Source organism: Sphingomonas sp. HT-1, assembly GCF_048568905.1.
Classification (GTDB): Bacteria; Pseudomonadota; Alphaproteobacteria; order Sphingomonadales; family Sphingomonadaceae; genus Sphingomonas.
The window spans coordinates 1,531,883-1,554,339 of sequence record NZ_CP183770.1; the positions used below are offsets into that span (position 1 = coordinate 1,531,883).

Sequence of the window (22,457 nt, forward strand, 5' to 3'; positions counted from 1 at the left end):
CCCACCTTCCTTCGGGCAAGTGGGGCCGCCAGTCACCTGCCGCCGAAAAGACATCCCCTCCCCTAGCCCCTCCCGTTCGCGGGAGGGCGATGGAGTGAAGAAATGAACGAACTGACGAACTTCGCGAACCCGCTCGCCAAGCCGGAAACCTTTGACCAGATCCAGATCGGGATCGCGTCGCCGGACCGTATCCGCAGCTGGTCGTTCGGCGAAATCAAGAAGCCCGAGACGATCAACTACCGCACGTTCAAGCCCGAGCGTGACGGCCTGTTCTGCGCGCGCATCTTCGGTCCGATTAAGGATTACGAATGCCTGTGCGGCAAGTACAAGCGCATGAAGTACAAGGGCATCGTCTGCGAAAAGTGCGGCGTGGAAGTGACCGTATCGAAGGTCCGCCGCGAGCGCATGGGCCATATCGAACTGGCTGCCCCGGTCGCGCACATCTGGTTCCTGAAGTCGCTGCCAAGCCGCATCGGCCTGCTGCTCGACATGCAGCTGAAGCAGCTCGAGCGCGTGCTGTACTTCGAGAGCTACATCGTCACCGAGCCGGGCCTCACCCCGCTCGAGAAGTTCCAGCTCCTCACCGAGGACGAACTGCTCGACGCGCAGGATGAGTATGGCGAAGACGCCTTCTCCGCCGGTATCGGCGCGGAAGCGGTCAAGATCATGCTCATGGATCTCGACCTCGAGGGCGAACGCAAGGAACTGCTGGAAGAACTGGCAGTCACTAAGTCGGAGCTGAAGCCCAAGAAGATCATCAAGCGCCTGAAGGTCGTCGAGAGCTTCATCGAATCCGGCAACCGCCCGGAATGGATGATCCTGGACGTCGTGCCGGTGATCCCGCCCGAGCTGCGCCCGCTGGTGCCGCTGGACGGCGGCCGCTTCGCGACATCGGATCTGAACGATCTGTATCGTCGCGTGATCAACCGTAACAACCGCCTCAAGCGGCTGATGGAGCTGCGCGCGCCGGACATCATCGTCCGCAACGAAAAGCGCATGCTGCAGGAAGCCGTCGACGCGCTGTTCGACAACGGTCGCCGCGGCCGCACCATCACCGGTGCCAACAAGCGTCCGCTCAAGTCGCTGTCCGACATGCTCAAGGGCAAGCAGGGCCGCTTCCGTCAGAACCTGCTCGGCAAGCGCGTCGACTATTCGGGCCGTTCGGTCATCGTGACCGGTCCGGAACTCAAGCTGCACCAGTGCGGCTTGCCGAAGAAGATGGCGCTCGAGCTGTTCAAGCCGTTCATCTATGCCCGTCTCGATGCCAAGGGTCTGTCCATGACCCTGAAGCAGGCGAAGAAGTGGGTCGAGAAGGAGCGCAAGGAAGTCTGGGACATCCTGGACGAAGTGATCCGCGAGCACCCGGTTCTGCTGAACCGCGCGCCGACGCTCCACCGTCTGGGCATCCAGGCGTTCGAGCCGGTGCTGATCGAAGGCAAGGCGATCCAGCTGCACCCGCTGGTCTGCTCGGCGTTCAACGCAGACTTCGATGGTGACCAGATGGCCGTCCACGTTCCGCTGAGCCTTGAGGCGCAGCTGGAAGCGCGCGTGCTGATGATGTCCACCAACAACATCCTGTCCCCCGCCAACGGCAAGCCGATCATCGTGCCGTCGCAGGACATGGTCCTCGGTCTCTACTACATCACGATGGAGAAGGAGAACGAGCCGGGTCAGGGTATGCTGCTCGCCGACATGGCCGAAGTGCACCAGGCACTGAACGCCGGAGCGGTGACGCTGCACACCAAGATCACCAGCCGCGTGCCGCAGACCGACGAAAACGGCCAGACCTACCTGAAGCGCTATCAGACCACGCCGGGCCGCATGCTGCTCGGCGAGTGCCTGCCGAAGAGCCACAAGGTGCCGTTCGACGTCGTCAATCGCCTGCTCACGAAGAAGGACGTGGGCGACGTGATCGACGAGGTCTATCGTCACACTGGCCAGAAAGAGACCGTGCTGTTCGCCGACGCGATCATGAGCCTCGGCTTCCGCCACGCATTCAAGGCCGGTATCTCGTTCGGCAAGGACGACATGATCATTCCGGACGCGAAGGTGGGCCTGGTCGACGAGACCCGCGCGCTCGTGAAGGATTATGAGCAGCAGTATCAGGACGGTCTGATCACGCAGCAGGAAAAGTACAACAAGGTGATCGACGCCTGGAGCCGTTGCGGCGACCAGGTAGCCGCGGCGATGATGGACGAGATCAAGTCGGTTAAGTTCGACGAGACGACCGGCCGTCAGATGCCCGACAACGCCATCTACATGATGGCCCACTCGGGTGCCCGTGGTTCGGCGGCGCAGATCAAGCAGCTCGCCGGCATGCGCGGCCTGATGGCCAAGCCGTCGGGCGAGATCATCGAAACGCCGATCATCTCGAACTTCAAGGAAGGTCTGACCGTTCTTGAATACTTCAACTCGACCCACGGCGCCCGTAAGGGCCTCGCGGACACCGCGTTGAAGACGGCGAACTCGGGGTACCTGACCCGTCGTCTGGTCGACGTGTCGCAGGATTGCGTCGTCATGGAAGACGATTGCGGTACCGAGCGCGCGCTTGAGATGAAGGCGATCGTGCAGGGCGGTTCGGTCATCGCGTCGCTCGGCGAGCGCATCCTGGGCCGCACCACGGCCGAGGATATCGTCGATGCGAAGACGGGCCAGGTGGCGATCCCGATCGGCACCCTGCTCGACGAGCCGATGATCGCGCAGATCGAAGCGCTCAGCGTGCCGGCGGTGAAGATCCGCAGCCCGCTGGTCTGCGAAGCCAAGCTCGGCGTGTGCGCCAAGTGCTACGGGCGCGATCTCGCCCGCGGTACCCCGGTGAACATCGGCGAAGCAGTAGGCGTCATCGCGGCGCAGTCGATCGGCGAGCCGGGCACGCAGCTGACGATGCGTACCTTCCACATCGGCGGCGCCGCGCAGCTCAACGAGCAGTCGAACCTCGAAGCGCCGGTGGACGGCAAGGCCGAGTTCCGCGACCTGCGCCTGATCGAAGATCAGCGCGGCCGCCGCGTGGTGCTCAGCCGCTCGGGCGAAATCGCGATCATGGACATGGATGGCCGCGAGCTGGCCGTGCACAAGATCCCGTACGGTGCCTATGTGATGTTCGACGACGGCCACTTGGTCAGCGCCGGCGATCGCATGGCGGAATGGGATCCGTTCACCATGCCGGTGATCACCGAAACCGGTGGTGTCGTGAAGTATCAGGACGTCATCGAAGGCAAGACCATGACCGAGCAGGTCGACGAAGCGACGGGTATCGCCCAGCGCGTCGTCACCGAATATCGCGGTGCGGGTAAGAAGGAGGACCTGCGTCCTCGCCTGACCCTCACCGGCGAAGCTGCCGCCGAAGCCGCCCGCTACATGCTGGCGCCGGGCGCGGTGATCTCGGTCGAGGACGGTGCCACGGTGCAGGGTGGTGACGTTCTGGCCCGTGTGGCCCGCGAATCCGCCAAGACCCGCGACATCACCGGCGGTCTGCCGCGCGTCGCCGAGCTGTTCGAAGCGCGTAAGCCCAAGGAAAATGCCATCATCGCGAAGGTCTCGGGTCGCGTGGTGTTCGGCAAGGACTATAAGGCCAAGCGCAAGATCGGCATCCAGCCCGAGGATGGCGGCGAGGTCGTGGAGTATCTGGTCCCGAAGTCGAAGGTAATCGACGTTCAGGAAGGCGACTACGTCAAGCGTGGCGACAACCTGATCGGCGGTTCGCCGGATCCGCACGACATTCTGGAAGTGCTCGGCATCGAGCCGCTGGCCGAATATCTGGTGAGCGAAATCCAGGAAGTCTATCGACTGCAGGGCGTGAAGATCAACGACAAGCACATCGAGGTGATCGTTCGCCAGATGCTGCAGAAGGTCGAGATCACCGACGGCGGCGACACCACGCTGCTGGCGGGCGAGCAGGTCGATCGCGACGAGATGGACGAGCACAACGCGAAGCTCCAGCCGGGCCAGCAGCCCGCGATGGGCAAGCCGATCCTGCTCGGCATCACCAAGGCGTCGCTGCAGACCCGCAGCTTCATCTCGGCCGCGTCGTTCCAGGAGACCACCCGCGTGCTCACCGAAGCGGCCGTCCAGGGCAAGATGGACACGCTGCAGGGCCTGAAGGAGAATGTGATCGTCGGCCGGCTCATCCCCGCCGGTACCGGTGCGGGCATGAACCGTCTGCGCGTTGCCGCCTCCTCGCGCGATGCGGCGCTCCGCGTCGCCCAGCGCCGGATGCAGGAAGTGTCGCTGATTGCCCCAGCAAGTGCGGCCGAAGAGCATGCCGCCGAGCTGGCCCGCAGCCCGCGGGATGCGGGCGGCACCGGCAGCGATCCGCTGGCGGAAGTGGCGCCTTCAGGCCACGGCACCGACGCGGATGCCGGCGAATACCTGAACGAGGCGGAGTGATCTCCCCCGTTCGGGGGCTCGCCGCCTGACCGGACGTACCAAGAAAAGAGCCACCGCCCGGCATCCCGGGCGGTGGTTTTTTTTGCGCTTATGCCGAAGCTCCGTGGCGGGCCCGCCGTGCCTTCCGGTGCTGCAGGCAAAGGCAAGGATGCCCTTTTGATGTTATCTGGCAGCGGCGCGGAGCTTGGCGAACAGGTCCGTGAAGGTCAGGCGGGTATCGATCGTGCGATAAACCCGCATCGGCCGACCTTTCGGATCGGGCCTATAGCTCCCGTCTTTCCCTAGCATGGGCGTGGGACGGATGACATAGAGGCTGGAAGCGCTGTCCGGCTCGTAGGGGGTCTGCAGCGCGGTTAGCGTCACCAGCGGACTGTCGCCCAAAATATAGGTTTCACCAAGCCGATCGGGGAAGCGCGCGCGCACTCGCTGCAACGCGTCGAGCAGATAGGCCCCCGCCGGACCACCTGAGGCCAGTTCGGCCTCCAGTTCGGCCATGCCGATAGTCAGTTGGCGATAGGCGTTGCGCGGCACCTGCCAGATCGTCACGTCACTGGCGTTGAACAGCGTTTCCACCGCAGCCGCATCGATGGTCAAGTTATACTCGGCGTCGGTCCGCGCGGGCAACTCGGGATTGAGATCGGGCCATTCCGATCCGCCGATCCAGATCAGCGTTATCCGCCGCCCGATCTCCGGGGCGATGCGCACCGCTTCGGCCAGTTCCGTAAGCCCTGCCCCGGCACAGTAATAGAGCGGCAGATTGGTATCGGTGCGCAGCGCTTCGGCAAGAATGCGATCGACTGCGGGCGTGCGCTGCGGCGGGGCGCCATGCGCCGGCGCCGTATTCCGCCCGGCGAGGATCGGCGGGACGGGCACCCCCAACAGCCCCGCCAGCGAGCGGGCAGCTTCGGCGGCATTGTCCGCCTGGCGAGCCGAGCCGTCCATAAAGTCGCCGACATGGATATGCGATCCGATCACCAGTGGGATCGTCACTGATGGCGAAAGCAGGTGATGGGCAAGCTGGAACAGCCCGTCCGGATCGCCCGAATAGTCGTTGTCGAGGATTACGCGGGCGCGGGGCGGCTGGGCTGCCCGGACCGGCGGCGCGAGCGTGATTAAGGCCAGTCCTGCAGCGCCAGCCAGCACCGCGCGCCGGCCGGGTTTCGGCTCGATCATCTGTTCCTCTCCCTCAATCGAATGGCACGATGCAATCGCCCAGCCGTTCCGCCTCGCTGTGGTCGTGTGTCACCAGCAAGATAGGCAGGCGCAGTTGATCCCGCAGGCGTTCCAGCAGCGCAAGGATTTCCTCACGCCGAGCCCGATCAAGCGAGGCGAGCGGCTCGTCCAGCAACAAGAAGTCGGGATCGGACAGCAGGGCGCGGCCGATCGAAACGCGCTTCGCCTCGCCGCCGGAAAGGGTGCGCGGCCAGCGATCGAGTAGCGGCGCGATGCCGAGCAGGCCGATCACATCGCCCACATCCGCCGCAGCGCCCTTCCGCCATGCATAGAGCAGGTTGGCGCGCACCCGCAGGTGCGGGAACAGCCGCGCATCCTGGAACACATAGCCCGCGCGCCGCGCCTCTGGCGGCAGGTCTATCCCGGTAGATCCGTCGAACAGCGTCCGCTCGGCAACGCGGATATGCCCCGCGTCTGGCCGCAGCAATCCGGCAACCATGTTCAGCACGCTCGTCTTGCCGGCGCCGGAAGGGCCGAACAATACCGTCACGCCCGCACCGGGCGCGATGCGGCAGGCGACGTCCGCATCGCCGATCCGTCGCCGGACGTCGATGTCAAAGGACATGGGTGCCCCGCCCCGTGCGCCGCGCCACCAGTTCGGAGGCGACCAGCGCAGCGAAGGCGATCGCCACCGAAATGCCGGCAAGCCGCAACACCTGCCCCTCCCCGCCCGGCGCCTGCAACGCGGCATATATGGCGAGCGGCAGCGTCTGCGTCTGGCCCGGAACATTGGACACGAAGGTGATCGTCGCACCGAACTCGCCCAGCGCCCTGGCAAACCCCAGCACCACTCCTGCGATCACGCCGGGAAGCGCCAGCGGCACGGTGATCGTGGCGAAAACCCGTAACGGCGATGCGCCCAGGCTCCGCGCGGCCTGTTCGAGCCGCCGATCGACGCCCTCCAGCGACAGCCGGATCGCTCGGACCATCAGCGGTAGTGCCATAAGCGCCGCGGCAATGGCGGCGCCGCTCCAGTGGAACAACACGGTCGCACCGAACCAGCGCGCCAGCAGGCCGCCGATCGGGCCCGCCGGCGCGAAGGCCAGCAGCAGCAGCCATCCGGTCACCACCGGCGGCACCACCAGCGGCAGGTGCACCAGCGCGTCGAGCAGCAGCTTGCCCGGAAAGCGCGTGCGCGCGAGCAGCCACGCGAGCCCGAACGCCACCGGCAGCACCGCGAGAACCGCCACCCCGCCTACCTTTAGCGACAGCGCAACGATGCTCCACTCGGCGGGCGTCATCATTGCGGCGTGAAGCCATAGCGGGCGAAGATTGCCTTGCCCGCGGGGCTGAGAAGGAACTGGCGGAACGGTTCCGCGTCGAGGCTGGCCGCGCCGGCCAGCCGTGCCACGGGATATTGAATGGCCGGATGGCTATTCTCCGGAAAACTGCCCACCACCCGCACCCGGGCGGAAGCGCGAGCATCGGTCGCGTAGACGATGCCGAACGGCGCCCCTCCGCGTTCCACCATTGCCAGCGCCGCACGCACATTTTCCGCTCGCGCCAATCGTGGCGCAATCCGCTCCCACGCCCCGATCGCCTGCAACGCGGCCTTCCCGTATATGCCGGCCGGCACGACATCCGGATCGGCCATAGCCAGCCTTTCGCCGCCAAGCGCCTCGAGCAGCGGTGCCGCGTTGTTCAACGGGACGCTCCGTCGGTCAGCGGCTGCGGCGACGAGAACCAGCCGGTTCCCCAGCAGCACTGCCCGCGATCCGGGCGCCAGCCGCCCCGCTCTTTCCACCGTATCCATCCAGGGCAGGTCGGCGGAAACGAATAGATCCGCCGGCGCGCCCGCGACGATCTGCCGCGCCAGCGAGGACGAGGCCGCAAAGGACAACACCGGGCGCGGATGGCCCAGGGCCGCCCAGGCATCGGCGGCGGCCGTCATCGATTCCTGCAGGCTCGCAGGCGCGAGTACCAATGGCGGTTGCGGCGCCGAGCAGCCGGACAGGGCCAGCGACATCACGACAAACGTCCCGATCAGCGCGCGGCGGCTTAGGGGCTGGATCGGGCGAGACATTGTCGGCGGTACCTGTTGCAGCGGAAGCCACGGGGTTCGCGGCTTGCCGCGAGAGTGTCAAGCGCTGGCCTGGAACGGACCGAGTGCAACGGAAAAGGGCCGGCGGATTGCCCCCGGCCGGCCCCTCCCCTGTTATCCCAAGGCCCTGGCGAGCCTTGGAACATCTGCGCCGTGCGGAGCCCGCCCGAAGGCCCGCACTGGCATTCAGGCGGCGCGCACCGCCATGGTTATCCCACCGCGGCGGCGCAGCGCCGCACCGGCGAATCCGAAACCGAACAGGATCGTCACCCAGCTCATCGGCTCCGGCACGGCCGTCACCGAACGATAGATGGCGGTGGAGTCGATCGTGTAATTGGTATTCGCCAGCACATCGAGGTTGAGGTTCCAGCCGATAGCATCGAACGCCGCCAGATCGGTGGAAGTAATCACTCCCATCTCGCCATAGCAGAAGGTCGGATCCATCACGCCGATCTGGTTATAACCATCGCAGCCGCCGGCGTTGCTCGGCGTGTCCTTGAAATGCGACGCCTGGCGGCCGTCGCCATTATACGCGCCCGTCGACATCAGCGAGCGATTGTTGAACTGCGTGAGGCCGCCGTCCAGCGAGAAATAAGAGGCCGTGCCCACCGACCAGTCGAGCACCGGGCCGCTGCCGGGCGCGACATTGCGCGGATCGCTGCTGTAGCGGAACAGGTCGAGCACCGATCCCGCCGACTGATTGTTCCAGTTGATGCTATTGCCAGTCGTGGCGTTCGGGCCGACGCCCGAATACTGATCGTACAGATCCACGCCGCTGGTGAAGCCCAGCGCATGGCCGATCTCGTGGATGGCGACGCCGATGAAGTCCATCTGGTTGGCGGAAATGCCGTTCATCGGATTGAAGTCGAACGCGAAGGCCGAGCTGAAGGTGATGTTCGCATCTGCCCCGCTCAGGCCGGTATAGCCCAGCGCCTTTAGATTGGCCGATGTCACCGACAGGCGGGCATTGTTGGTGCCAATCGATGTGTCATATTGCGAGGAATTGAGGTTGATACCCAGATTGCCGTTCAACGGCGCGTTGCGCACCATCGAAATGCCACGGATGGGGCCGAACAACGGATCGTTAAAGGTGGTTTGCGACAGCACCGGCAGCACGGCGGACAGATCCAGCGCCGAATTGCCGACATCCCCCAGCGCCCCGATTACGTCCTCGGTCGCCACGCCATAGCGGGTGCTGGCGGTCGATCCGATCACGCCTTCGCGCAGGGCGCTGTAGCCCACGCCGAGATTCACGGTGACGTTGGTGGAGATCACGCTTTCCCAGTAGGCAGCCGCGATCTTGAACCCGAGTTCCGCCTGGCTCCCGGTGACGCCGCCATTGTCGATGAGGTTGATCTTAAGCTGCGCCTGCGCCGGCACGGCAAATGCGGCGCCGCCCAACACGGCGCTCGCCATCAGAATCCGCAAGACCTTACGTAATGCCATGAATTCCCCCACTTTTCAGCAGACCGAGCTGTCGGCCTTCATGAGAGAATTAACGGTTTATTACGCGTTAACGTCAAGAGCGACAGAAAACGGGACACATATTTAGAAAAAAATGAGCAAAAATGTCACACATTGAAACGTTCGCGGCACGATCGTGTTAGAGGCACGATCGTGCCGCGTGCCCTCAGAAGCCGAGTGACGCCGCGATCCGTACGCCATTGTCGTCGTTCCGGCTACCGATCGTTCCAGCATAGCCGGCACTTAGCCGCACCCGCTCCGTTGGCGCCCAGACGAGGTCCAGCGTGCCAGTGGCAGCGTCGCGAGACAGCGGCGTACCGGAAACCGAGAAGACGGGGCCGGCATCGAACTGCACCGTAGCGTTCGGTGCAGCGCCCTCGATTCGCCGAACCCACGCGCCGGTGCCGCGGACCGAGAAGCCCCGCGCCATGGGCGTTTCCACGCGAATGCCACCGCGGGCGAAGGTGAAGCTCTGCAACTGCGCCGTCCCACGCAACGCCGCCGCCCCGCCCTTCTCCGCAAAGCCTACGCCATGCAGCCGGTAATGGGCCATGCCGACGAATGGCGACACCGTGCCCCCGGCCAGTGCGAACGGGCGCTGCACCTCCGCAAAGCCGTGCAGCGTGGTCGTATCGTAGTCCGCCCGTAGCGAGTCGCGGAACGAGGCAATCGCGACCACGCGATCGGTTCGGTTACGGGTCCAGCCATAGCCGATGCCGGCTCGCACATCGAACGGCCCCGCCTGCACGCCAGCGGCGGCGAGCAGGTGGACGGTGCGCGCCTGCGCGTCGCGTGCCAAGCCGCTCATACGCAGCTTGGTACGGGTATAGCCCGCCGCGATGCCGGCACGCACGGTGCCGAAGCTGCGATCGATACCGCCAACGCCGCCGATCGTTGAACGTCGCGTTGCCATTGCCTCGACGTCGCCGTCATTGGTGCCGGCGCCGCTGACATAGTTGCCCCAAACACCATATCGTCCATCGGACCCTCGCAGGTGCGCCTCCACCGCATTCTGCACCTGCTGCGCATCTTGCACGGTAACCGCGCCGAGCGATCCATAGACCTGTCCAGACAGCGCATCGAGGCCTGCTCGGGTTGCGCCGTCATCCGCTAGTGTCGTAATCGCGCTATACGCCGCATTTGCGGTGCCGAGCGCGCCCAGGCCGCTCGCGGTCGCCCGCTGGTTGCCCGTCCCCGCGATGCGAACCAGCCCGACACGGCTGCGTACCACATCCGCGAACAGGCGATCGGCGGCATAGGCAAGCCGCAGTTCAGTATTGCCTGCCACTTGGTCCACCGTAGCATAGGTGCCGGTAAGTCCGCCGGCTGCGGTCAGCAGTGTATAGCGCATGCCAATCCCGCCGCGCGTACCCGCAAGCTGCAGGCGCGCACCCGGCGCGATCGCCGCAGCGCCGCCTACCGCGATCAGGTCAGACGCTCCGTTGGCAGCGATCGTCGCGAGATAAGTGCTGCCCTGCCCTTGGAAGAAGGCACCCGTTACGGTCAGCGTGCCGACATTTGGAGCCGTGGCGGTCGCGCCGGCCGCCGGCACCGCCAGCACCGTGGCGCCACCGCTGCCACCGGGCGAGACGACACCGCCTGCAGCCAGCGAAAGCGCCGCCACGCGACCAGTGCCGGTGAAGCTGCCACTGGCAATCGACAACGCGAACGCCGCATCGCCATCAAACGCCAAGCTGCCTCCCAGGATGCGCACCGTGCCGCTAAAGCCGGGCTGCGCAGCCAGCGCCACGCTCCCGGTACCGGACTTTGCGAGGATACCCGTACCGCTTAACGTCCCTTCGAACCGGCCGTCGAAATTCTGGTCGATCTGCAGGGTACCGTCGGTACGGATGGCGCCCAACAGCTTGTTGGTGTCGCCGATCAAGGTGGCGCCCGCCGCGATAGCCGTCCCCTCGCTGAAATTGGCGGGCGTTGCCAGCGTCCAGCTGCCGACCTCCACGACCAGTCGCTCGAAGTCTACCGCGCCGCTGAAGGTGCCGCCGTTCGGACCGCTCAATACGACCGTATCGGTGCCTTGCCAGCCGTTGATCAGGCCGCTCACGCCCGTCTTCATCCCGCGCTGCACGAACACGTCGTCGCCATAGCTGAAGTAGATGTTGCCCGTGACGGTACCGCCATCGGAGACAAAGCGGTTTCCATCACCGAACAAGGATTCGCCCAGCCACACGTCGCCGGTGATGCTGCCGCGATTGACGATATCCGCATTGGCACCATAGACCGCCACGCCGGCGCCTTTAATGGTGCCGGTCGCCTCGTTGACCAGGATGCTTCGGCTGCTCAGTTCGACTGCGCTCCCCTTGCGGCTTTCCAGAATACCGCTGTTGGTAACGCTGCCACCACCTTGCAACGACGTGTAGAATGCCGTGCCGTCGACGATGATCTGCCCGCTGTTGACCAGTGTCTGGACATATCCTCCATCGACCGCCTTGCCGGCATCGCCGATGATCGAGCCGGTGTTGATCAGCGTCGTCGCCCCACCAATGGCGGTGCCGTTGCTCGCCATGCGGATGGTGCCGCTGTTGGTGACACTCGTGCCGCCGCAGATCGCGGTCGCGCCATAGTTGTTCACGCTGGCCGCTGCGGTGATCGTCCCGGCGTTCTCGAAGTTCGCGCCGCCGGCGGCGACGCCGCACGATCCGTTGCTGTTCCAATAGGGATAGTCGTTGCCCAGAGCAGTTGCCGTGATCGTCCCGCGACTGATCACGGTCAAGCCGGTGTTGGCACCCGTTCCGTAGGCTCCGCCGTTCGTCAACAAGCCTTCGACGGTTGCGCCGGTCAGGTCGATAGCCGGACCGCTGCCTACAGTGATGTCGGCGCGCACATCTACAGTGCCGGTGCCGACCAGCCCCAAGCGCTGGCCAAGTGCCGCCTCGGAAAGAGTGAGCTTCGCCCCGTTCTGCACTTCATAGGCCGTCCGTTCGAATCCGGTATGCGCAGCAGTGACCGTGGTCGTGTCAGCGTCTACAAGGTAGCGGATGGTGTCGATTCCGTCTCCGGCATCGATTCCGCCCGTTACCCCAGCCAGCGGACGCGATGTGGCGGCGTCCAACCGGACGACCACCAGGTCGTCCCCAGAACCAAGGGATAGCGCGCCATTCACGCTGCCCCCGGCATCGATGAACACATCCGCAGAAGTACTATAGCTCTGGCTGTTGAAACGGACGTCGCCATTGATCGTCCCGGCGTTGCGCACGGTAGCCTGGCTTCCGTTGCGCGCATCGATGCCGATGACGCCGCCAATCACCCCGTCTGCGAGATTGTCGATCGTGCCACCGCTGTTGACGGTGATACCTGCCGTACCGCCAGTGATGGTTCCGCTGTTGCTCAAGCGCGCGCCGCTGATGCTGACGCCGCTCGTGGTGCCGGTGATCGTTCCGCTGTTCCGCGATGCACCGACCGAGCTAACGCTGTACCCAGCCTCCAGCACCGCGCCAATGCCTGCGCTGGCGCCGATCGTGCCCGTGTTGATCAGCGGGACGTAGCTTGCGCGCACGCCCGAGGTCCGTCCGCGGATGGTGCCGTTGTTGGTGAGCGAGACCGCATCCCCCGAAACCGAGGAAGCGTAGTTGGACATGTCTACGCCGGCATAGCTGCCTTCGATCAACCCGCTGTTGGTAAACGATCCGGAATAGATGATCGCCGCCGCGTAGTAAGAGGCCTCCGAACGCAGCGTACCGCGATTCTCCACGTCCAGGCGCTGCTGGTATGCACCGTAGTTGGTCATGAGCGCCGCCGCATAGGCGTTGGCGCCGACCGACATTGATGCTTCGTTGACCAGCACGCCGGTTCCGCTCGCGGTGAGCCCAGCGAGACCACTAAAATCGGCCGCAACCGTAATCTGCGCGCCCTGCCCCACTTCGACCCCGAGCCGCCCGACGTTGCTCGGCAGCCCCGCGCGCGTGAGCGTTCCATTTCCATCCACCGCGAGTTGCAGCTGGTTGTTGCCCGCGCCTAGGTCGACGGTGCCGGTTATGCTGTCGATCCTTCCCGTCGCTACATCATAATGCGCGCTCAGCGTATCATCGCTTGCGCCGAGCAGCACATCGCCCTGGATCGTCCCTTTGCGGGTGTCGACTGTACTTGCGAACACGCCGCTCGTAGCCACAACGGAGCCGACGATCGCCCCCTGGTTGGACAGCGAAATTGCACTCCCGGAACGGATCGCAACCACGCCCCCGCTGGCGATCACGCCCGTCGCTGCGTTCGAAAGGCTGAGATAGCCGGTCGATGCCAGGGCGGCACCGCTGCCAACATTGCGAATCGTGCCGCTGTTGTTGCCGTAGATGCCGTCGGCGGAAACCGCCTCAGCGGAGCTGTTGGACTGAATCGTACCGCTGTTCGTCAACGTCACTGCGGTGCCGGTCACCCCCACTGCGGCAGCACTGCCGCCATCAATCATCCCTCGATTGTCGACATTGGTAACTCGCCCGGCAATGCCGCCGATCACGCCGCTGGAACGATTGACCACGCCCGAGATGTACGCACCGGAAGTAGCCACGATTGCAGCGCCGGACGACGCCGTGACGGTTCCGGCATTGTCAACCGAGCCATAGGCGCTGCCGCTCGTCGAACTTCTGGCAAACTGGATGCCGGTGCTGCCGGTGACGCTGGCACCTTCGCTTACGGTGATCGTGCTGCTGCTACTCGTATAGCTAGGCACCAGCGTGCCCGGCGCCGGCCAGGGCCACACTGGTACGCTTGCGCCGGCATAAGGATCGAACGGGATGTAGACGAGATCGCCGCCCCGGACGAGCACGCCCGTCTTGGTCCCGCCATCCACCGAACCCTTGACCGCAATGTTCGTGGAAAGGGCCGAATTTACCACCGCCGCATCGCTGCCTGCGCCGATCGTCGCGCCTTGAGCGATCGTCACCTGCTGCTGAAATGTCGAAACATTAAGGCCGCCAGCCACCATGCCGGTGCACGTCGTCGTTGTCTGGCCGTTTGTCGTGGTTGTGCACTGCGCCGCCGCCGGATGCGCAAGCCCAACCACCAGCGCAGCCATGCTTGCGCTCATGCAAAAACGAACGGAGCGTCGCTGCACACGCAGCAACGGACGCAGAATACCGGCCATCTCTTGTAGTCCCCCATTTCGCGCAAGAACTTGCGCATTCGCGCCTATGTCGCAGAAAAATGGGGGTGTCTACTTTCAGAATGACCGCGCAACAGCAACACCTCGCCTTCCGGTCGGCTTCCGTATAAACACCTATACTCCTGTTTATACAAGATAAATCGCCCGCGCCATGCCCCGCGAGGCAGCCATTGTTTCTATAACGAAAGCATCTCTCGCTACTCCAGACACGAGCAGGGTGACCCGTGAACAGTCGAACTGTCCTTCTAAGCCTGATTGCCACCAGCGCACTTGCGACACCGGCACTGGCGCAGTCCAATGCCGACGCGCAGAGCAAGGAAACTCAAGAACAAGTTCGCCCAGTCGAAGAAAAGGAAGTCTTCTCCACTGGCGTGGCCAAGGGACGCGATCGCTTGGATAGCGCCACCTCCACAAGCTCCCTCAAGGGCATTGAGGCACAGAAGTTGGGCCCAGTCGGCCTCGCCGACATCCTGCGTACCATGGCGGGCATCCGGGTGGAGAACGGCATCAGCGAAGGCAACAACAACTATACCGTGCGCGGCCTGCCGATCGGATCGGGCGGCTCCAAATATGTCCAAATTGAGGAAGACGGCCTGCCCGTCGTCGAATTCAACGACATCTTCAACATGGCCGGCGACTCCTTCGTCCGCGCCGACTTCACGATCGCCCAGATCGAAACGATCCGCGGCGGCTCCGCCTCCACCTTCGCGACCGGGTCGCCCGGCGGCCTGATCAACCTCATCTCCAAAACGGGCGACGTCGAGGGCGGCTCGATCCAGATGACGGCGGGCCTCGATTACGACCTGAAGCGCATTGACTTCGATTATGGCGCCAAGCTCAGCGACAGCCTGCGCTTCCATGTCGGCGGCTTTTATCGGGTCGGCGAAGGCCCGCGCGCTACCGGCATGACATCGTTCAAGGGCGGCCAACTCAAGCTGAACGTCACAAAGCAGTTCTCCAACGGCTATATTAGGGCCTATGCCAAGCTGCTCGACGATCGCGCGCCCAGCTATGCCACCTATCCGGTGACGATCACCGGCACCAACGACAAGCCGGTGATCGGTAACATCGCCGGGTTCGACATTCTGAAGGACACGATGTTCTCACCGAACGTCAGCGCGATGATCACGCTCGACGGCAACAACCAGCCGGCGCGCTATCCGGTAAAGAACGGCCAAAACCCCCAGTCCAAGTCGTTGGGCCTGGAAGCGCAGTTCGATCTCGGCGGCTGGACGCTCACGAACAGGATGCGCTACGCTGACACCTCGGGCGAGTTCCTGCGCGGTTTCCCGAGCACGGTCGCCCCGATGGCGACGCTTGCCGCTTCGCTGGCAGGCGCGGGTGCGACCGCCACCTACGCGACCGGCCCGAACGCCGGCAAGGCGGTGCCGGGGAGTGCGAATGGGAATGGTCTGCTGGCCAACTTTTTCGTCAACACCTACAACTTGCGCAACGGCAACCATTTCGCCAACGACTTCCGCGGAACACGCGTGTGGAAGGTCGGTCAGGGCGATCTGACGGTCACCGGCGGCCTCTATGTCGCGTCGCAGACGATCGCGGTCGAGGCGCTACAGATCTCGATGGTTACCGATGTCGTCGGCGGCGGCCAGGGCTCGCTTGTCAACCTCACCAGCGCCGCCGGCGTCGCCCAGACGCAGGACGGCATCTACGCTTATAGCCGCAACGGACCGCGCCTGCGCCGCTCGTTCGACGTCGACTACAGCTTCTTCGCGCCCTATGCCTCGGTGAACTACCATATCGGCAAGATCGCGATCGGCGGCAGCCTGCGCTACGATACCGGCAGCGCCCGCGGCTGGATGGTCGGGGCCGATCTCGGCGACGGTCGCAACGGTACGGTCAGCTACGACATGAACGGCGATGGCCGGATCAGCGCGCCCGAAACCCGCGTCTCGGCCCTGCCGCTCGGGCGCCCGGCACCGGTGAACTACAACTTCAAATATCTCAGCTATTCGGCCGGCATCAACTATCGCGCCGCCGAGCCGCTCGCCTTCTTCGCCCGCTACAGCCGAGGCGGCCGCGCGAATGCGGACAAGATCCTGTTCACCAGCGCGATCGACAACGGCACCGGCAAGCTGACCGCCTCCGAACACGGCTTCGACATCGTCCGCCAGCTCGAAGGCGGGCTGAAGTTCCGCAAGAACGGCATCACGCTGAACGCGACGAGCTTCCTGGCTTATGCCGACGATCACAACCAGCTGAACGCGACGGCGACCTGGACCTACCGCACTTACCGCACCTACGGCCTCGAACTGGAAGGCGGCATCCGTCGCGGTCCGTTCAGCATGGTCGCGGGCGCGACCTACACCAAGGCAAAGATCACCGAGGACAAGATCGATCCGACGCTCACCGGCAAGGAACCGCGCCACCAGCCGGCCTGGACGCTGCAGGCGACGCCGCAGGTCGACACCAAATATGCAACCATCGGCGCCAGCGTGGTGACGATCACCAGCAGCTATGCGCAGGACGTGAACCAGCTCAAGATGCCCGGCTTCACCACCGTCGGCGGCTTCGTGATCCTGCATCCCACCAAGGCCATCGATGTCGCGCTGACCGGTACCAACCTGTTCAACGCCAAGGGCTTCCTAGACATCAGCCAGAGCACGATGCCGACAACCGGCATCGGCTGGGCACGATCGGTGCAGGGACGCACGCTGGCCGCCTCGGTGCGCTTCAACTTCTGATCGCACACACCTGTCGAACCCCAGGACGCCGGTCGCGGACCTTCCCGCGGCCGGCGTTTTCCATGTTGTTCGTGACGGTAGCGAAAATAACCACCCTAATGTACAGGTCGACTCCTACGCCAATCAGTAACATTATCTCCTCAGAAAATGGTTAGACAGAGTTTGTACGCCGGCATGCGTATGCCCGACGTCCAGCAGCTTCATCTGATCTTTTTCGGCATGGAAGCTTGTGCGTTATTTTGCACCAACAACGCGCTGGTCCCGGGATCCTGTGTTCTGAGCGTACCACCCGGCAAGATCAGAGCGATCCTAGGAGAGTTTCTGATGGAAACCGCAGTCGTAACTCCGTTCCAATATTCGCTCATCTACAACGCCTTCTCGTTTACGTTCGCCACCATGGCAGCGACCACCGTATTTCTGTGGTTCGGCCGATCACAGGTGTCGGCCGCGTACAGGAATGCCGTGACGATATCTGGCCTGGTCACCGCGATTGCGGCCTATCATTATCTTCGGATCTTCGAGAGCTGGGAATCGGCCTATCACTATGTCGATGGCGTGGTATCTGCCACTGGCGTCGCCTTCAACGATGCCTATCGATATGTCGATTGGCTGCTCACCGTTCCGCTGCTGCTGATCGAGCTGGTGCTGGTGATGCGGCTCACTCGCGAGGAAACGGTGCAGAAATGCTGGCGGCTGGGCCTGGCGGCGGCGCTGATGATCGTGCTCGGCTATCCCGGCGAAATCGCCAGCGACATCCCCACGCGAGCGCTATGGGGTACGCTTTCGGCAATTCCGTTCCTCTACATCGTCTGGGAACTGTTCAGCGGCCTTGGCAAGTCGATCGAGCGCCAACCGGAATCGGTGCGGGGCCTGGTGAAGCAGGCGCGCCTGCTCACCTTCGCCTCCTGGGGTTTCTACCCGATCGTCTATATGGCGCCCTATGCGAACCTTGCCGGGCCGGACGTGGAGACCGTGATCCAGGTCGGCTACACCATCGCCGATCTGGTCGCGAAGGCGGGCGTGGGCCTGCTGATCTTCGCGATCGCATCGCGCAAGTCGGAAGTTGAAGGACACGGCGTCCCGCACGCCGCCTGAACCGGCCAGTGGCCCGTATACCCCCCCTCCCGCGGGCCATGGCCCAAGGCACCGTCCGATCCTCCGCCCTTGCGCAGGATCGGGCGGTGCCCGGCCTTTTCTGGGGCGCGGCGATGCTGATCTGCCTGCTGCGGCCGCTCGGCCTGGACTGGCACGCGCCCTGGGCGACGCAGGCAGGCATGCTGCTGATGCTCGCCGGCGGTCTGCCGCATGGCGGCCATGACCTGATGGTTGCGCGCACGCTCTGGCGCATGCAGGGCCCGACGCTCGCGCTGTTCCTTGCGTGCTACGTGGCCGCCGCCGCCACGATGGCGCTGGCCTGGTGGGCCATGCCGCTGGCGGCGATGCTCGGCTTTCTCGCGCTCGCGGCCTGGCATTTCTCCGAAGACTGGGACCTGCCGCAGGACAGCCTGCTCCGCACCGCCGCAGGGCTGGCGCCGATCGCGGCGGCCGTGCTGGGCCAGCCGGAGCGGGTGTCGCAGCTGTTCGTAGCGATGACCGATCCGGCAACCGGCCGGCTCGCCGTAGCGCTGGTGACGCTGGTGTCACCCGTCGCGCTGCTCGTTGCCGCCGTCGCCATCACATTGGCGTGGCAGGGCGGATCGCGCCGCTGGGCCGCCGCGCAAGCAGCCGCGCTTGCGCTGCTGGCGCTCGCCCCGCCCACGCTCGCCTTCCCCACCTATTTCGCCCTGCTCCATTCGCGCCGCCATGTCGTGGCGATCCTCGACGAATTCGGCGCAGGCGGCCGCTCCTTCTCGCATCCCCGACTGGCCGCCGTGCTGCTTGCGCTACTGGCTTGCACCGGCTGGGCATTGTTCAGCCCGCGCTTCATCGATCTGGCGCGCGGGATTGATCCCGCACTAGCCTTTCAGCTACTGTCCGTCGTGGCCGTGCCACACCTGATCTTTGACGCGATGGGCACGCTTTTCCGTCGACCGGTAGCCGCAGCGCCGCGCCCGGCATAAAAAGCCACATGACGAACCGCGACTCCCTGCCCGCCCCGCGCCCGGGCCTACCCGGCGCGCATGCCACGCTCCGCATCGGCGACACCGTTGCGCTCGAAGCGCAGATCACCACCACCGGCCTGCTCGCCGTTGCAGCCATCGTCACGGCGTCGCTGTTGGGCTCCGCCGCGATCGTATTGGCAGCACGACGTATCAAGACGCGCTAAACGCCCGTTCCTGCGCATGCGCGGACCGGGAGCGTCCATTGCTTTTCCTCCCGGGCGCGAAGGCGTGGAGAGGCCGCGCTGTAGGCGCCGCGCGCACTCGACCGTCGGAGCACCGCCGCGTGCACGGCGGCCCTGCCACCATGTGCTACGCACATGGTCCCCTTTACCGAGACGGGGAGGAATTTGCGCGACGCTGCCCGTTCAGGGAGCGTTGCGGCCTTACCAGGTTTACTGCCTTGCCGGGCCGAGATCCGTGCCCGCTTACTCCTCGCCCATCCGGAGGGCAGCGATGAACGCCTCCTGCGGGATCTGCACGCTGCCATATTCGCGCATCCGCTTCTTGCCTTCCTTCTGCTTTTCCAGAAGCTTGCGCTTGCGGCTGATGTCGCCGCCATAGCATTTGGCGGTGACGTCCTTGCGCAGCGCGGCGATCGTCTCGCGGGCGATCACCTTGCCGCCGATCGCCGCCTGGATCGGAATCTTGAACAGATGGCGCGGGATCAGGTCCTTCAGGCGCTCGCACATGCCGCGGCCGCGGCTCTCGGCGGTCGAGCGGTGGACGATCATGCTCAACGCGTCGACCGGCTCGTTGTTGACGAGGATGCTCATCTTGACGAGGTCGCCCTCGCGGTGGCCAATCTGCTCATAGTCGAAGCTCGCGTAGCCGCGGCTGATCGACTTGAGGCGATCGTAGAAGTCGAACACCACTTCGTTGAGCGGCAGCTCATACGTCACCTGGGCGCGACCGCCGACATAGGTGAGGTTCTTCTGGATGCCGCGGCGATCCTGGCAGAGCTTGAGGATGGGGCCGAGATATTCGTCAGGCACATAGATCACCGCCTGGATCCAGGGCTCCTCGATTTCCTCGATCCGGTTGGGATCGGGCATGTCGGCGGGGTTGTGGAGCTCGATCTCCTGCGCCACCGCCTCGCCCGCCGCCTTGGTCAGGCGCATCTTGTACACCACGCTGGGCGCGGTGGTGATGAGATCGAGGTCATACTCGCGCATCAGCCGCTCCTGGATGATCTCCAGGTGCAAGAGGCCGAGGAAGCCGCAGCGGAAGCCGAAGCCGAGCGCGGCCGAGGTCTCCATCTCGAAGCTGAACGACGCGTCGTTGAGGCGCAGCTTGGAGATGCTTTCGCGCAGCTTCTCGAAGTCCGCCGCGTCGACCGGGAACAAGCCGCAGAATACCACCGGCTGGACTTCCTTGAAGCCCGGCAGCGCTTCCAGGGCGGGCTTCTTGGCGTCGGTCAGCGTATCGCCGACGCGCGCCTGGGCCACTTCCTTGATCTGCGCGGTGATGAAGCCGATCTCGCCCGGGCCGAGATCGGGCAGCTGCTCGATCTTGGGGCGGAAGGCGCCGACGCGGTCGACCAGATGGGTCGTTCCGGTCTGCATGAACTTGACTTGCTGGCCCTTCCGGATCGAGCCGTCGATCACGCGAACGAGAATGACGACGCCGAGATACGGATCGTACCAGCTATCGACCAGCATTGCCTTGAGCGGCGCCTCGGGATCGCCCTTAGGCGCAGGAATTCGCTCGACGATCGCGTCGAGGATCTCGTCGATGCCGATGCCGCTCTTGGCGCTGGCGAGCACGGCGTTGGAGGCGTCGAGGCCGATCACGTCCTCAATCTCGGTGCGGACCTTTTCGGGCTCGGCCGAGGGCAGGTCGATCTTGTTGATCACGGGGATGATCTCGTGGTCGTGCTCGATCGACTGGTAGACATTGGCGAGCGTCTGCGCCTCCACGCCCTGGGCGGCGTCGACGACGAGCAGCGCGCCTTCGCATGCGGCGAGGCTGCGGCTCACCTCGTAGGCGAAGTCGACATGGCCCGGCGTGTCCATCAGGTTGAGGACATGGCCCTTCCATTCCAGGCGCACGGTCTGCGCCTTGATGGTGATCCCGCGTTCCTTCTCGATGTCCATGTTATCAAGGACTTGCTCGGACATCTCGCGGGCGGTGAGGCCGCCGGTGCGCTGGATCAACCGATCGGCAAGCGTAGACTTGCCATGGTCGATATGCGCGATGATCGAGAAGTTGCGGATCTTGGTGATGTCGGTTGCCATGATTCCGCGCGCGTTAGCAGCTTGGCGGGAAAAGCCAAAGTACCCGATTGTACGGCATCGCTAGGCCGGGGCGATCCATTCTGTTACGGACGCGGGCGGGGGGCGGTCTTTCCCACATCGGACCGCCTGGTTGTACAGGGAGGTTTCAGTACGATGATGAAGCAGTTGCTCGGCGCCGCCGGGGCGATGGCATTGTGCGTGGGCGCCGCGCCCGCGCTTGCCCAGAGCAAGCCGACCAAGACGCAGCGCACCCAGGAGCAGGCCGTGCAGGACGTGCCGCGCTGTGCGCGCAAGCTCGGCACGCTCTCCATCGTCGACGGGGACGATCCCCGCGGCTGGACGCAATATTCGCTGGCGCCGCCGCAGAAGCTGCTCAAGGTGCTGGTCCAGCGTTCGGGCTGCTTCAATCTCGTCGATCGCGGCTCGGGCCTGCAGGCGGCGGAGAAGGAGCGCAACATCGGCGGCAATCTGGGCCTGCAGCGCGGCTCGAACGTCGGCCAGGGCCAGATCAAGGCGGCCGATTACGTGCTCGTCGCCGAAGTGCAGGCGGCGAACCGCAATGCCGGCGGCAACGCTTTCGGTGCGGCGGGCGCCGTGGTCGGCGGGCCGATCGGCGGGCTGCTGGGCGGTCTCAAGTCGCGCAAGATGGAAGCGAACACCGTCCTTTCGCTCACCAATGTCCGCACGACGGAGACGGTCGCGACCGAGGAAGGTTATGCCTCGAAGAACAGCGTCTCCTGGGGTGCCGGCGGCGGCGTGGGCTTCATCGGCGGCGGGCTCGGCGCGGTGGGCGGCGGATATGACAACACCGATATCGGCCGGATCGTGACGTTGGCGTTCATCGATGCCTATGCGAAGATGGTCGACGGCCTCGGCCTGCTGCGCCCCGGCGACGAGGGCACGGCGCAGGCGGCACCGGCCAAGACCTTCACCGCCCAGGCGCCGGTGGCGATGCGCACCACCGCCGCCGCTTCCGGCAAGGTGATCCGCACATTGCCCGTCGGTGCGATCGTCTATCCCACCGGCAACAAGAATGGCCTGTGGTGGGAAGTGGCCGACGAGAACGACAATGTCGGCTGGGTGCTGAACACCAAGCTCGCACCTTCGAACTGAGGTTCGGAGCCGGCAAAAGAAAGGGCCGTCGCAAGAATGTTGCGACGGCCCTTTTTTCTCTCCTCCCTC

Annotated in this window: 13 protein-coding genes; 6 read left to right on the forward strand and 7 right to left on the reverse strand. The window is 64.7% G+C overall.

Going from position 1 to position 22,457, the window contains the following annotated elements:
* Nucleotides 1-102: 102 nt before the first annotated feature.
* Entirely contained in the window at nt 103-4,386 is a 4,284-nt protein-coding gene (gene rpoC / locus ACNFJ7_RS07070) for a DNA-directed RNA polymerase subunit beta' (protein WP_019370311.1), read from the forward strand.
* 162 nt (nt 4,387-4,548) lie between these two features.
* On the opposite strand, the gene ACNFJ7_RS07075 is transcribed toward rpoC, so the two are convergent.
* The 6 genes from ACNFJ7_RS07075 to ACNFJ7_RS07100 form a co-directional block, all read right to left on the reverse strand.
* A complete protein-coding gene (locus tag ACNFJ7_RS07075; protein ID WP_019370312.1) occupies nt 4,549-5,559 on the reverse strand; it encodes a nucleoside hydrolase in 1,011 nt (336 codons plus the stop codon).
* A 13-nt stretch (nt 5,560-5,572) separates the two neighbouring features.
* Nucleotides 5,573-6,184, reverse strand: coding sequence for an ATP-binding cassette domain-containing protein (locus ACNFJ7_RS07080; RefSeq protein WP_019370313.1), 612 nt, complete (start codon nt 6,182-6,184; stop codon nt 5,573-5,575).
* A complete protein-coding gene (modB, locus tag ACNFJ7_RS07085) occupies nt 6,174-6,863 on the reverse strand; it encodes a molybdate ABC transporter permease subunit (RefSeq protein WP_019370314.1) in 690 nt (229 codons plus the stop codon). Before modB ends, ACNFJ7_RS07080 begins: the two co-directional genes overlap by 11 nt.
* The gene (gene modA, locus ACNFJ7_RS07090) at nt 6,860-7,642 is read right to left on the reverse strand and encodes a molybdate ABC transporter substrate-binding protein (protein WP_019370315.1); all 783 of its coding nucleotides are present in this window, start codon (nt 7,640-7,642) and stop codon (nt 6,860-6,862) included. Before modA ends, modB begins: the two co-directional genes overlap by 4 nt.
* Nucleotides 7,643-7,846: 204 nt before the next feature.
* The gene (locus ACNFJ7_RS07095; RefSeq protein WP_173644881.1) at nt 7,847-9,106 is read right to left on the reverse strand and encodes an NF038122 family metalloprotease; all 1,260 of its coding nucleotides are present in this window, start codon (nt 9,104-9,106) and stop codon (nt 7,847-7,849) included.
* Between the two features lie 184 nt (nt 9,107-9,290).
* The gene (locus ACNFJ7_RS07100) at nt 9,291-14,162 is read right to left on the reverse strand and encodes an autotransporter domain-containing protein (RefSeq protein WP_019370317.1); all 4,872 of its coding nucleotides are present in this window, start codon (nt 14,160-14,162) and stop codon (nt 9,291-9,293) included.
* Between the two features lie 299 nt (nt 14,163-14,461).
* Between ACNFJ7_RS07100 and ACNFJ7_RS07105 the strand changes: the two genes are divergently transcribed.
* From ACNFJ7_RS07105 to ACNFJ7_RS07120, 4 genes are all read left to right on the forward strand, one after another.
* A complete protein-coding gene (locus ACNFJ7_RS07105; RefSeq protein WP_019370318.1) occupies nt 14,462-16,939 on the forward strand; it encodes a TonB-dependent receptor domain-containing protein in 2,478 nt (825 codons plus the stop codon).
* A 324-nt stretch (nt 16,940-17,263) separates the two neighbouring features.
* Nucleotides 17,264-18,034: a bacteriorhodopsin-like gene (locus ACNFJ7_RS07110; RefSeq protein ID WP_026009269.1), complete on the forward strand. Its 771-nt coding sequence runs from the start codon at nt 17,264-17,266 to the stop codon at nt 18,032-18,034.
* Nucleotides 18,035-18,120: 86 nt separating this feature from the next.
* Nucleotides 18,121-18,999 (forward strand): beta-carotene 15,15'-dioxygenase, Brp/Blh family, encoded by an 879-nt coding sequence (locus ACNFJ7_RS07115; protein WP_236704475.1) that lies wholly within the window; start codon nt 18,121-18,123, stop codon nt 18,997-18,999.
* Nucleotides 19,000-19,007: 8 nt separating this feature from the next.
* A complete protein-coding gene (locus ACNFJ7_RS07120; protein WP_019370321.1) occupies nt 19,008-19,205 on the forward strand; it encodes a hypothetical protein in 198 nt (65 codons plus the stop codon).
* Nucleotides 19,206-19,466: 261 nt separating this feature from the next.
* On the opposite strand, the gene lepA is transcribed toward ACNFJ7_RS07120, so the two are convergent.
* Nucleotides 19,467-21,275, reverse strand: coding sequence for a translation elongation factor 4 (gene lepA / locus ACNFJ7_RS07125; RefSeq protein ID WP_019370322.1), 1,809 nt, complete (start codon nt 21,273-21,275; stop codon nt 19,467-19,469).
* Nucleotides 21,276-21,428: 153 nt separating this feature from the next.
* On the opposite strand from lepA, the gene ACNFJ7_RS07130 reads away from it, so the two are divergent.
* The gene (locus ACNFJ7_RS07130) at nt 21,429-22,388 is read left to right on the forward strand and encodes a CsgG/HfaB family protein (RefSeq protein ID WP_019370323.1); all 960 of its coding nucleotides are present in this window, start codon (nt 21,429-21,431) and stop codon (nt 22,386-22,388) included.
* Nucleotides 22,389-22,457 lie beyond the last annotated feature (69 nt).

Coding starts and splice junctions, on each gene's coding strand:
- rpoC (WP_019370311.1), top strand. CDS start 103: ATGAACGAACTGACGAACTTCGCGAACCCGCTCGCCAAGCCGGAAACC.
- ACNFJ7_RS07075 (WP_019370312.1), bottom strand. CDS start 5,559: ATGATCGAGCCGAAACCCGGCCGGCGCGCGGTGCTGGCTGGCGCTGCA.
- ACNFJ7_RS07080 (WP_019370313.1), bottom strand. CDS start 6,184: ATGTCCTTTGACATCGACGTCCGGCGACGGATCGGCGATGCGGACGTC.
- modB (WP_019370314.1), bottom strand. CDS start 6,863: ATGATGACGCCCGCCGAGTGGAGCATCGTTGCGCTGTCGCTAAAGGTA.
- modA (WP_019370315.1), bottom strand. CDS start 7,642: ATGTCTCGCCCGATCCAGCCCCTAAGCCGCCGCGCGCTGATCGGGACG.
- ACNFJ7_RS07095 (WP_173644881.1), bottom strand. CDS start 9,106: ATGGCATTACGTAAGGTCTTGCGGATTCTGATGGCGAGCGCCGTGTTG.
- ACNFJ7_RS07100 (WP_019370317.1), bottom strand. CDS start 14,162: ATGAGCGCAAGCATGGCTGCGCTGGTGGTTGGGCTTGCGCATCCGGCG.
- ACNFJ7_RS07110 (WP_026009269.1), top strand. CDS start 17,264: ATGGAAACCGCAGTCGTAACTCCGTTCCAATATTCGCTCATCTACAAC.
- ACNFJ7_RS07120 (WP_019370321.1), top strand. CDS start 19,008: ATGACGAACCGCGACTCCCTGCCCGCCCCGCGCCCGGGCCTACCCGGC.
- lepA (WP_019370322.1), bottom strand. CDS start 21,275: ATGGCAACCGACATCACCAAGATCCGCAACTTCTCGATCATCGCGCAT.
- ACNFJ7_RS07130 (WP_019370323.1), top strand. CDS start 21,429: ATGATGAAGCAGTTGCTCGGCGCCGCCGGGGCGATGGCATTGTGCGTG.